The sequence below is a fragment of the Methylocaldum sp. MU1018 genome (genome assembly GCF_053646775.1).
In genome coordinates, this window is the sequence record NZ_CM132195.1 from 2,564,044 (window position 1) to 2,576,148 (window position 12,105).

General features: G+C 60.3%; 10 protein-coding genes and 1 CRISPR repeat array (1 of these 11 only partly in view). All 10 genes read left to right on the forward strand.

Annotated features, from left to right (window positions below; translation table 11 throughout):
- A complete protein-coding gene (locus ACWJKU_RS11765) occupies positions 1-1,236 on the forward strand; it encodes a type III-B CRISPR module-associated Cmr3 family protein (RefSeq protein ID WP_454142491.1) in 1,236 nt (411 codons plus the stop codon).
- A 67-nt stretch (positions 1,237-1,303) separates the two neighbouring features.
- On the forward strand, positions 1,304-2,203 hold the full coding sequence (gene cmr4 / locus ACWJKU_RS11770; protein WP_454142492.1) for a type III-B CRISPR module RAMP protein Cmr4: 900 nt from the start codon (positions 1,304-1,306) through the stop codon (positions 2,201-2,203).
- Positions 2,204-2,206: 3 nt separating this feature from the next.
- Positions 2,207-2,590, forward strand: coding sequence for a type III-B CRISPR module-associated protein Cmr5 (gene cmr5 / locus ACWJKU_RS11775; RefSeq protein WP_454142493.1), 384 nt, complete (start codon positions 2,207-2,209; stop codon positions 2,588-2,590).
- Complete coding sequence (gene cmr6, locus ACWJKU_RS11780) at positions 2,587-3,768, forward strand: type III-B CRISPR module RAMP protein Cmr6 (RefSeq protein WP_454142494.1); 1,182 nt, start codon at positions 2,587-2,589, stop codon at positions 3,766-3,768. Before cmr5 ends, cmr6 begins: the two co-directional genes overlap by 4 nt.
- Positions 3,765-4,469, forward strand: a complete 705-nt coding sequence (gene cas5c / locus ACWJKU_RS11785; RefSeq protein WP_454142495.1) for a type I-C CRISPR-associated protein Cas5c — start codon at positions 3,765-3,767, stop codon at positions 4,467-4,469. The genes cmr6 and cas5c overlap by 4 nt, the downstream gene beginning before the upstream one ends.
- On the forward strand, positions 4,466-6,214 hold the full coding sequence (cas8c, locus tag ACWJKU_RS11790) for a type I-C CRISPR-associated protein Cas8c/Csd1 (protein WP_454142496.1): 1,749 nt from the start codon (positions 4,466-4,468) through the stop codon (positions 6,212-6,214). Before cas5c ends, cas8c begins: the two co-directional genes overlap by 4 nt.
- A gap of 12 nt (positions 6,215-6,226) precedes the next feature.
- Complete coding sequence (gene cas7c / locus ACWJKU_RS11795) at positions 6,227-7,318, forward strand: type I-C CRISPR-associated protein Cas7/Csd2 (protein WP_454142497.1); 1,092 nt, start codon at positions 6,227-6,229, stop codon at positions 7,316-7,318.
- Positions 7,319-7,431: 113 nt separating this feature from the next.
- A complete protein-coding gene (gene cas4 / locus ACWJKU_RS11800) occupies positions 7,432-8,067 on the forward strand; it encodes a CRISPR-associated protein Cas4 (protein ID WP_454142498.1) in 636 nt (211 codons plus the stop codon).
- Positions 8,064-9,098 carry a type I-C CRISPR-associated endonuclease Cas1c gene (cas1c, locus tag ACWJKU_RS11805; protein ID WP_454142499.1) on the forward strand — a complete coding sequence of 345 codons (1,035 nt, stop codon included), beginning with the start codon at positions 8,064-8,066 and terminating at the stop codon, positions 9,096-9,098. The genes cas4 and cas1c overlap by 4 nt, the downstream gene beginning before the upstream one ends.
- A gap of 7 nt (positions 9,099-9,105) precedes the next feature.
- Positions 9,106-9,396 carry a CRISPR-associated endonuclease Cas2 gene (gene cas2 / locus ACWJKU_RS11810; RefSeq protein ID WP_454142500.1) on the forward strand — a complete coding sequence of 97 codons (291 nt, stop codon included), beginning with the start codon at positions 9,106-9,108 and terminating at the stop codon, positions 9,394-9,396.
- Positions 9,397-9,586: 190 nt separating this feature from the next.
- Positions 9,587-12,105: direct repeats of the CRISPR family, unit length 37 nt; unit sequence GTATCTCCCGGCCAAATAACCGGGAGTGGATTGAAAC (it continues 4,835 nt past the right edge of the window).

Consider the following 12,105-nt stretch of genomic DNA (forward strand, 5'->3'; position numbering starts at 1 on the left):
ATGAGCACGCACAACTACACCACTTGGCGCCTGCACGCGCTCGACACCTGGTTTTTCCGCGAGGCGCGGCCGTTCGACACCATCGGATCGCCGGAACTGTCCAGCCATTTTCCACCGCCCGCGCCCACCGTGGCCGGAGCGATCAAAACCCTGGTCGGCCGCCGGGCCGGAATCGATTGGCGGCATTTCAGGCCCAAAGCCGAAGGCGAACCCCGCCACGAACGCTACGGCCGGCTCGGCGATCTGCATTTGCTCGGCCCGTTTCTTTGCCGTGATGACCGGTTGCTATTTCCCGCACCGCTGTTTCTGTTGGCGAAGAAAAGGGAGCCCGAAGCCGGGAAAGCCGATGGCCCGGCGGCCGACAAAAACCCCAAACTCTCGCTGTCCCGCTTGCGGATCGGGAGGCCGGTGGAAACCGACCTGGGCATCGTACGCCTCCCGGAACTGCCCAAGAGCGGGAACGACGACGAGGACAAAGGCTACAAGCCGCTGGAAAACGCCTGGCTCACGGCGGCAGGCCTGAAAGCGGTGCTGGACGGCGGCAAGCCGGACCCCGAGGACATCTTCCAAGCGGAACAGCTCTACGCGACCGAATCCCGCCTCGGCATCGGCCGCGATAATCGAACCGGAACGGTGCGGGCCGACGAAGCCCGTCTCTACCAAACCCGCCACATCCGGCCGTGCGACAACGTAAGCCTGGCCATCGGCGTCGGCGGCCTTCCTCTCGATGCCCGTCCCGAACCCGGCCCGGTGCGGCTGGGAGGCGAGGGGCGACTGGCTCTGATGGAAGCCTTGCCGGATGGGCTGAATTTACCCAAAGAGCCCACCGCTGACGACGATACCCACGGTCTGATCCTGATCCTCTTGACACCGGCCAATCTGGACAACTGCTGGCGGTTGCCGCATTCCAAATCGGACGCTCCCGCTGAACGAGACAGCGGCAAAGCCAAGATTTGGCGTTGTGAAATCCGTGGCGTGAAGCTGGCCGTCCACTCCGCTGTGATCGGCAAGCCGCGCCGGGAAGGCGGCTGGCATTTGGCGGAGGGCAAACCGCGCCGGGTGGAAAGCTTCGTGCCCGCCGGGTCGGCCTGGTACTGCGCAGTCGAGAACATGAGCTTGGGGGATGCCATTGCCGAATTGCACGGCATCCAGATCGGCGACGGCGAAAAACTCGGGCGCGGCCTGATCGCCGTGGGGCTGTGGCGACGTGACGAAGGCGCGGAAACCCGATTTTGAACGCCCTGCCCCTCCCGCCCTCTTCCGGTGGGAGTAAAGAACAACGATGAACACGGAGAACAACCAGATGTACTCGACTAACGCGATCTTGGGGTTATTGACCGAGACCAGCCTGCACGCCGGCGCCGGTCAGGCGCTCGGCGTCATCGACCTGCCGATCCAACGCGAGGCGCACACGCATTGGCCGTGCGTCTACGGCTCGGCGGTCAAGGGGGCGCTGAGGGCGCGAGCCGAAAGCGCGGAACTGCCGGATATCGATCTGATTTTCGGCCCGTCCGACATCAAACCGGGCGAATCCACCGAATACGCCGGCGCCCTCTCCGTCGGCGATGCCCGGCTGTTGCTGCTGCCGATACGCTCGCTGACCACCCATTTCCGCTGGGTCACGTGTCCGGCGGCGTTGCAGCGGCTTCGGCGGGATCTGACGCGGCTGGGCCTGGCTTCGTCATTCGGCGCATTCGACGTGCCCGAACTCGCCGAAACAGAAACGCGACAGGCCATCGCCTTGGTCACGGAAGCCGCGGACGGCGGGCCTTTGTTCCTGGAGGAATACCGTTTCGAAACGCGGACCGCGGATTTGAGCGCCGTCATCGCCGCACTGGCCAGGCTGCTGCCCGACGACCTGGAAGAGGCCTTGAAAACGCAACTCACCCTCGTGTCCGACGACCATTTCCGCCATCTCGCCGAACACGCCACACCGGTCAACGCGCACGTGCGGTTGACCGAACGAAAAACCGTGGCCAGGGGCGCCCTCTGGTACGAGGAAACCCTGCCGCCGGAAACCCTACTGTACGTCGCACTCCATGCGGTCGCCGCCCGCAGGAACGACGCCGGGCTCCAGGCGGCGGACGTGCTCGCCAGAGTCGGGCAGGACCTGTTCGGCCCGCACCCGTATCTGCAACTCGGCGGCAACGAAACCGTCGGCATGGGCTGGTGCCGAGTACGCTTCATCGATGGGAAGGGTTGAGCCATGCAAACCTTACAACAAAAGCGCGCCCGGTTCGCGCTGAAAAAGGTCAAGGAAATCGCCATCGCGGACCGAGAGGAATTCAAGAGACAAGCGGAAAGTTTCCCGGCCATGATCCGCATGAACGGTCTGGGACAGGCGGCGGCGTTTTATTACGGCAAGGGCGGCGCGCACAAACGGCTGTACGACGTGTTGTCCGACTGGCTCAAGCAGTCGGGCCAACCCTACCACGGCCAAGATCTGCTCGACGGCATCACCCGGCAGAACATGCACGCCTACCGCCTGGCCCAATCCGAAGCCCTGCTGTTGCTGGACTGGGTGAAGAAATTCGCCAAGGCATTTGCGGGGGACAACTCCGAAACCGGCGAATCGGAGCCGCAGCCATGAATCGGCCAATTTACGCGGAAGCCATGAACACGGACAAACCTGCGGGCCAGTTCCATCGGGGCCTGTGGTTCGAACGCTTTTTCGACCGGTACGATCCGTCCTGGAAAATTCTCGAAAAAGGCAAGGAAGCCTACATCAGACAAGTCGCCGGAGCTTGCGGTGACAGGGAGGAGCTCGAACGCCACGCGCTGCGCCTCGCCCAACGCTTGCAAGCGATCGGTGGCGAATGCCGCGGCTTTCGCACCGATTGGCATTTCGCCACGGGGCTCGGGAATCCCCACCCGGTGGAAAACGGTTTCCTCTGGCACCCGACCCTGGGCGTGCCCTATCTGCCGGGCTCGGCGATCAAGGGCCTGGTACGAGCCTGGGTGGAACAATGGGACCAGAATCTTTCGCATGAGGAAAAGCGGATTCGCTGCCTGACCTGGTTCGGCTCGGATGCTGGGAGCGAGGTTCCGGAACAGGCCGGAGAGCTGATCTTTTTCGACGCCCTGCCCATCGAACCCGCCACACTGGCTTTGGACGTGATGACCCCGCATTACGGCAAATGGTACGAGCAGGGAGGCGAAATCCAAGACCCCGCCAAAGAGCCGGAAAAAGTCCCCGCCGACTGGCACGACCCGGTGCCCATACCGTTTTTGGTGACAAAGAACGCCAAATTCCTCTTCGCCATCGCCCCGCGCCGCAAGGAATTCAAAGGTGAAGTTCAACCCGCGCTGGACGCTTTGGAAAAAGCTCTGGAGTGGCTCGGGGCGGGCGCCAAAACGGCGGTGGGGTATGGGCGGATGAAGCCCGCTCTCGATGTAAAGCAGAAACTGGATGACTGGGTTCAGGAAGAGCGGGAAAAACGCCGCCGCCGTGAAGAAAAACTCGCCTCGCGAGCTAGACTTGCAAATTTGAGCCCGACGGCACAGCACTGGGAACACCGCATTCGAGAAAAAAATCTGGAATCCGACAAGAACGCCTTCAACCAGAATGTCGAGGATTGGCTCAAGAGTTTGGAAGACGATCCTCAGCGCGATGCCATCGCACGCTTGGTCGAGATAACGCGCAGACACTACAAGGGTTTGCTCGAAAATCCGGAAAAAACCGAAGGCAAGAAACAAAAGCCGGCATTCAGCGAGTGGCTGCGCAGCATCGCCCGGCGCCTGAACGCTCTCGCGGGAGGTTCCGCATGAAGACGTACTGCCTTGAAGTCTCAGGCGATTTTGCCTGCTTTACGCGCCCCGAGATGAAAGTCGAGCGGGTGAGTTACGACGTGATGACGCCTTCCGCCGCCCGCGCGGTGTTCGAGGCTATTCTCTGGAAACCGGCCATCCGCTGGCATGTGCACCGCATCGAGGTCCTGCAACCGATCCGCTGGATCTCCCTGCGCCGCAATGAGGTGGCCGGCGTGATTTCCGGCCGCAACGTGGAGGCCGCCATGCGAGCGGGCAGCGGCGACCTGGCGCAATTCATCGAGGACGAGCGTCAGCAGCGGGCCGGGCTGTTCCTGCGCGACGTGGCGTACCGCCTTCACGCCGACCTGGACGTAAAACCGGAGGCCGGCCCACAAAACCCGCCGATCAAGTTCCGGGAAATGTTCGAGCGCCGCGCCGGAAAAGGCCAGTGCGTGAATCAGCCCTATCTCGGTTGCCGCGAATTCGCCGCCCGGTTCCGCTGGGTGCCCGATCCCGAGGCGGAACCCGTCGACCGCTCGGCACTCGGCGAAAGGAACCGATCCGAACTGGGGTTCGGCCGGCCGCGAGAACTGGGCTACATGCTGTACGACCTGGATTTCACAAACCCGAGCGATCCGCAGCCGCTTTTCTTCCGCGCCCAACTGAAAGACGGCTCGGTGGACATTCCCGACCGCGAAAGCGAAGAGGTGCGGGGATGATTCTGCACGCCTTGCACGATTACTACCGGCGCAAACAGCGCTCGGACAATCCGAAAGACCGGCTGCCGGCTTTCGGTCTGGAAGAAAAGGAAATCCCGTTCATCATCGAAATCGACGACGAGGGCGGCTTCGTCAATCTATCCGACACGCGCTCCGGCGAGGGCAAGAAGAAAACCGGGCAGCGTTTCTTGGTGCCCCAGGGCGTCAAGAAAACCTCGGGCGTAGCGGCCAACCTGCTCTGGGACAACGCCGAATATGTCCTCGGCATCGATACGCGCGGCAAGCCGGAGCGAGTCGCTCAACAACGCGCGGCTTTCCGGAACCGGCTCGACGAACTCCCGCAGCAGCTGCGGGCCGATGCCGGCCTCCGGGCGGTCCGGGCGTTTCTCGACCGTCTGGATATGGCGGCGTTGGAAAGCCACACCACTTGGGACGAAATCCTCGCCACCAATCCGCTCATGAGTTTCCGTCTGCACGGAGACGTCGAACTGGTCTGCCAGCGGCCCGCCGTGGCGGCTGCCGCCGCTGCAAACGCCTCGGACGAAACCGCGCCGGCCGGAATCTGCCTGGTCACGGGCGAACGATCGCCGATCGAGCGACTGCACCCAGCGATCAAGGGGGTATGGGGCGCGCAAACGTCGGGCGCGAACATCGTTTCCTTCAACTGCCGCGCTTTCGAGTCCTACGGCAAAACCGAGCGCCAGGGCGAAAACGCGCCGGTCGGCAAGCCCGCCGTCTTCGCCTACACCACCGCGCTGAATCACCTCTTGGCCCGCGATTCGCGCCAGCGGGTCCAGGTCGGCGATGCGTCCACCGTGTTCTGGGCGGAACAGCCTCACGATCTGGAAACCCTGGCGGCGGACTTGTTCGGCGAGCCGCCCAAGGACGAACCCGACCGCGGCGCAGATGCCTTGAAAGCGCTCTACCAATCCGTCGAATCCGGCCAATTCACGACGGGCGATGCCGACACTCGCTTTCACGTCTTGGGCCTTGCTCCCAACGCCGCCCGCATCAGCATCCGCTTTTGGGAAACCGCTCCGGCCCGCGAGCTGGCCCGGCGGCTCAAGCGCCATTTCGATGACCTCAAGATCGTGCGGCCGCCCAACGATCCCGAACATCTGTCGCTGTTTCGCCTGCTGACATCGATTGCCGTTCAGGGCAAAGCCGACAACATCCCGCCCAATCTCGGCGGCGATATCGTGCGCGCGATTCTCGAAGACCTGCCCTATCCCGCCACGCTGCTCAACGCCGCCGTGCAGCGCTGCCGGGCGGAACGCAAAGTGACCTACCCCCGCGCGGCGGCGCTGAAAGCCTGGCTGAACCGGGAGATTCGCAGAGCCAACCGAAACGCATCCGAACCAGAGAAGGAGTTTGAAATCATGCTCGATACCGGCAATCCTAGCCCCGCCTACCGGCTCGGCCGCCTGTTCGCCGCGCTGGAAAAAATCCAGGAAGAGGCCAGCCCCGGCCTCAATGCCACCGTCCGCGACCGTTACTACGGCGCCGCGTCCAGTACGCCGGTGGCGGTATTCACCACTCTGCTGCGGCTGAAAAACCACCATTTGGGCAAGCTGCCGCGAGGCCGCGCGGTACAGATGGAAAAACTGATCGGCGAAATCATGGAAGGTCTCGCCGATTTCCCGCGCATTCTCGCCCTGCCCGACCAAGGCCGCTTCGCCCTGGGCTACTATCACCAGCGCCAGTCCTTTTTCACCAAACACGACGATCAGTCCACCGAAAAATAAGGAGAAAGACCCATGAGCCTGAATAAGCGCTACGACTTTGTACTACTGTTCGACGTCAAGGACGGCAACCCCAACGGCGACCCGGACGCCGGCAATCTGCCGCGCCTCGATGCCGAGACCGGCCAAGGTCTGGTCACCGATGTATCGCTCAAGCGCAAGATTCGCAACTATGTTGCTTTGGTGAACGACTACAAACCTCCCTTTGACATTTACGTCAAAGAAAAAGCAGTTTTAGGTAGAGCGCATAAGGAAGCATTTACTGAGTTGGGTATTTCCTTGGGCGAGGCATCAAGCATGTTGATTCCTGAAAATCTTCATGCCGCTTTTGACGATTTCACATTGCCGGAGGGATTGGAAATTGCTGATGACGATGAAGACCGTCCAATTGTGATCGTGGCGGCTGACGCGGATGTAAAGGCAATCAAATCCGCGATTAAAGATGCAAAACCTTCAAAGGAATTAAGGTCTTTTCTTGAGAGTTGTCTTAAAGGCGTTAAGGCGCGCAAACCCAAAGCCGAAGAAGTCAGCAAAGGCAGAGAATGGATGTGCCAGCGCTTTTTTGACATTCGCACATTTGGCGCCGTTATGTCATTGAAATCAGCTCCAAACTGCGGCCAGGTGCGCGGCCCGGTGCAACTGACCTTCGCCCGCTCGGTCGATCCCATCATCGCCCAGGAACATTCCATCACCCGCATGGCCGTCGCCACCGAAGCGGAAGCGGAAAAGCAGGACGGCGACAACCGCACCATGGGCCGCAAACATACCGTGCCCTATGGCCTCTATGTGGCCCACGGCTTCGTCTCGGCCTTTCTCGCCAAACAGACCGGCTTCTCCGGGGACGATCTGGAATTGCTCTGGCAGGCCCTGGAGAACATGTTCGAGCACGACCGATCCGCCGCCCGCGGCGAGATGGCGACGCGAGGACTCTACGTGTTCGAGCACGATTCGGAACTGGGCAACGCCCATGCGCACAGCCTGTTCGAGCGCATCCGTCCGCAGCTCAAGGACGGCGTTACCGTGCCGCGCAGCTTTGCGGATTACGAGGTCGCAATCGATGAGGCAGAGCTTCCGGCTGGTGTGAACCTTACTCGGCGAGTAGGCTGAAGGCGCTTCCACGACCAGAGATTGTAGGGTGGGTTAGCGAAGCGTAACCCACCGGTTCGAGGTTTTGGCGGGTTACGGCCTATCCGTCTAACCCACTCTACAAAAAAACATCCATGTCCGAACCCGATGAATTGATCGCCATTTCCGCCCTCCAGCACTACAGCTATTGCCCGCGTCAATGCGCGCTCATCCATCAGGAGCAGACGTTCACCGAGAACGTGTTCACGGTGCGCGGCCGGCTGGTTCACGAGCGCGTCGACGAACCGGAGACGCGGACCGAGGGCGACCGGGAAATACAAACCTCGGTTCCCTTGGTGAGCGAACGCCTGGGACTGATCGGCAAGTCGGACGTGGTGGAGATACTGTCCGACGGCTCGCTGCGTCCGGTGGAATACAAACACGGTCCAAGGCGCCGTCGCGAACACGACGACATCCAGGTGGCGGCGCAGGCCATCTGCCTCGAAGAAATGACCGGCAAGCGGATTGCCGAGGGCGTCATCTATCACCACAGTTCGCGGCGGCGACGAATCGTCCCCATCACGCCGGAGCTTCGCGCAAAGGTCGAAGAATTCGCGCGAGCCGTCCGCGAACTGCTCCGGTCCGGCGAAATGCCGCCGCCGGCCGAGGACCCGGCGCTGTGCCGCGGCTGCTCGCTGAAAGAGGCATGCCAGCCGGAGTTGGTTAAATCCGGACAGCGAATTCGACAACTCACGGATACGCTTTTCGAACCTGAAGAGGATGCCGTATGACCGTTCTTCTGAATACTCTTTACATCACCACCCCGGATGCGTACTTGCGGCTCGAAGGCGAAACCGTTTGCGTGATGATCGAACAGGAAAAGCGGCTCCAGGTGCCGCTGCATCATTTGGGAGCCTTCGTGCTGTTCGACCACGCGATGTTGAGCCCGGCGCTATTGGGAAGATGTGCCGAAGACGGCCGCTCCATCGTTTGGCTGGACCGGGCCGGGCGCTTCAAGGCGCGGCTCGAAGGGCCGGTGAACGGCAACGTACTGCTGCGCCAGGCCCAATATCGGGCGGCCGACGACACCTCCCAGACGCTCGCGGTCGCCCGCACCACCGTCGCCGGCAAGCTGCGCAACAGCCGCCAGGTATTGATGCGCGGCGCTCGGGAAACCGATGATCCGACGGAACGGGACAGGCTGGTTCAGGCGGCGCGCCTCATCGCCAATCAAATCCGCAAGATCCCGCAGGCGGACAACCTGGACACGCTGAGAGGACTCGAAGGCGATTCCGCCCGCGTGTATTTCGATGTTCTGCCCTACCTGATGAAGCCATCGGTCCGCGAGGTCTTTCCATTTTCCACACGAAACCGCCGCCCGCCGCGCGACCGCTTCAATGCCCTGATTTCGTTTCTCTACGCGCTGAAGCTGGCCGATTGCCGGTCGGCGCTGGAAACCGTCGGACTCGACCCGCAACTGGGATTCCTGCACGCGATTCGGCCGGGGCGCCCGGCGTTGGCGCTCGATCTCTTGGAAGAATTTCGCGCACCCCTGTGCGACCGGCTCGCCCTGACCCTGATCAACCGCGGCCAAATCCAGGCCAAGGATTTCGACGAGCGGGAGGGCGGCGCGGTGCTGCTCAACGACAGCGGCCGGAAAACCGTGATCGCCGCGTACCAGACTCGGAAACAGGAAACCTTGAAACATCCGGTGCTGGACGCCGAGGTATCCGTCGGCCTCCTGGCGCAGTTGCAGGCGAGGCTTCTGGCCCGCTTCCTGCGCGGCGACATTCCGAATTACCTGCCCTTCCTGAACCGCTGAGGTCAACATGCTGATTCTGGTCAGTTACGACGTCTCGACCGAAACTTCGGACGGCCGCCGAAGGCTCCGGCGAGTCGCCAAAATCTGCCTCAATTACGGCCAGCGCGTGCAGAAATCGGTATTCGAGTGCAAGGTCGAACCGATGCAACTGGAAACCCTAAAGAACGATTTGCTCGATATCATCAATGAGGAGGAAGACAGCTTGCGGCTTTACCGAATCATCGAACCGCTGGAGAAAAACGTCATGGAATTCGGCAAGTTCAAGGCCGTCGACTTTGCGGATACCTTGATCGTATGAGCATCCCGCCGATGCGCGAACCCGGAGCGACGGCCAAAAGCCGGGACGTTCGCGCAGAACATAAGATTCTGATTTTCTTGGCTTTCATCACCAAGCACCACCCTTTTCACCCCGCTTCGACGCTCCCATGCCGCCTGTTCGCGCTTCCCTACCATTTTTTCTTGATTTATTCTTGCCTTGCCGAAAGGCTGTATCTCCCGGCCAAATAACCGGGAGTGGATTGAAACATCCCCTGACACCTGGTAGCGCTCGTGGTCGATATGTATCTCCCGGCCAAATAACCGGGAGTGGATTGAAACGACCAGTTCTTGCGCTGCGCGGTCGGCAATCTCATGTATCTCCCGGCCAAATAACCGGGAGTGGATTGAAACCGCGAGATCAACGAAAACTACCCCTATCTAAAAACGACGGTATCTCCCGGCCAAATAACCGGGAGTGGATTGAAACGCTGTATTGGTCGCGCTCTACGGACTCCGGCGTATCGTATCTCCCGGCCAAATAACCGGGAGTGGATTGAAACTTCACCTCCGCGCCTAACCCGGCGCTCGAAGCGAGTATCTCCCGGCCAAATAACCGGGAGTGGATTGAAACGTCAATGGTATTGGCGCCGACCGTGAAAGCGTCGTATCTCCCGGCCAAATAACCGGGAGTGGATTGAAACCCATCGGTATAAGTGCTCAAGGACATGATAAGCATGCGTATCTCCCGGCCAAATAACCGGGAGTGGATTGAAACGGCGACAGCAAGGGCGATCACTACCGGCGCATGTGCGTATCTCCCGGCCAAATAACCGGGAGTGGATTGAAACTCGGTCTGGTGCTGAACATAACGGCACTCCTGCAACGGTATCTCCCGGCCAAATAACCGGGAGTGGATTGAAACTAGTTCCGCTCGCCTCTTACGGTCTCCCGTAAGGTCGTATCTCCCGGCCAAATAACCGGGAGTGGATTGAAACGTTCCCCTGGACCGATTCGCCCCAGACGCAGACCGTATCTCCCGGCCAAATAACCGGGAGTGGATTGAAACCGCAGAACCTGGAGCGCGGTGAACTGGCTCATGGATGTATCTCCCGGCCAAATAACCGGGAGTGGATTGAAACAATGGCGGCCAAATGGCCGGTTTGCACGCACTTCGTATCTCCCGGCCAAATAACCGGGAGTGGATTGAAACAAGGACGCGCTGCTCCAAAAGACCGGCTATGTCTGTATCTCCCGGCCAAATAACCGGGAGTGGATTGAAACGAGCTGCTGCTGCGTGAGTTCGCGGAGAGTCGGGTATCTCCCGGCCAAATAACCGGGAGTGGATTGAAACAAAGCCGACCACACCGCACCGCACACCACAGCCGCGTATCTCCCGGCCAAATAACCGGGAGTGGATTGAAACCACGCGCACCACGCCCCCCGGCCTATTGGTCAGGTGTATCTCCCGGCCAAATAACCGGGAGTGGATTGAAACCGGAAGGGGATGAAAGGGAGCGCATCAATGCTGCGGTATCTCCCGGCCAAATAACCGGGAGTGGATTGAAACACGCAAGGCACCGGCATGGGCGATGCCGAGCGAGCGTATCTCCCGGCCAAATAACCGGGAGTGGATTGAAACTGCTGAAGAGCTGGAGCATCGCCATCGTCTCCGCGAGTATCTCCCGGCCAAATAACCGGGAGTGGATTGAAACCAGATGGTCATCGGCCGGTGAGGGGAAGCCGGCCGGTATCTCCCGGCCAAATAACCGGGAGTGGATTGAAACAAGGCATCTGAAGGAGGGCGGCGACGTGTCATGTGTATCTCCCGGCCAAATAACCGGGAGTGGATTGAAACTGGGGGCCTTGGTTCTGGTGACCCTCATCACCTGGTATCTCCCGGCCAAATAACCGGGAGTGGATTGAAACATGGGCAATAATCTCGACCTCGGGATTTTGCTCCGTATCTCCCGGCCAAATAACCGGGAGTGGATTGAAACGGTGAACGTGCCGGTGGTGCCGTCCGTTGGAGCAGAGTATCTCCCGGCCAAATAACCGGGAGTGGATTGAAACTGGAACGTCAGGATGTTGGTCAGGTGCGCAAGCTGTATCTCCCGGCCAAATAACCGGGAGTGGATTGAAACGGGAGGCTATGGGTTCCAGCCGAATTACAAGGAGCGTATCTCCCGGCCAAATAACCGGGAGTGGATTGAAACTCGGCGCTGACCGCGACGTCCTGGGTGCCGGTGACGTATCTCCCGGCCAAATAACCGGGAGTGGATTGAAACAAGCGCCGGTTTCTTGGCTTGCAACTGATCGTATGTATCTCCCGGCCAAATAACCGGGAGTGGATTGAAACCGGATGACTTTAGCCTTGAACCCGGCAAATGGCGGTATCTCCCGGCCAAATAACCGGGAGTGGATTGAAACCTCGGGAGGAATAGGGCAGTATTCCACCCGCCCGGTATCTCCCGGCCAAATAACCGGGAGTGGATTGAAACATCAAGCGCCCGGTCAACCTCGTCGGTGTAATCGGTATCTCCCGGCCAAATAACCGGGAGTGGATTGAAACAGCGAGTTGGCATCAATGCCCTGGTTATATCGAGGTATCTCCCGGCCAAATAACCGGGAGTGGATTGAAACAACTGGATTGAGGGTTAAACCGCAACGCCCCGCAAGTATCTCCCGGCCAAATAACCGGGAGTGGATTGAAACATTGCTTGGTCCAAATCTTCGTCATCCGGAATTTGGT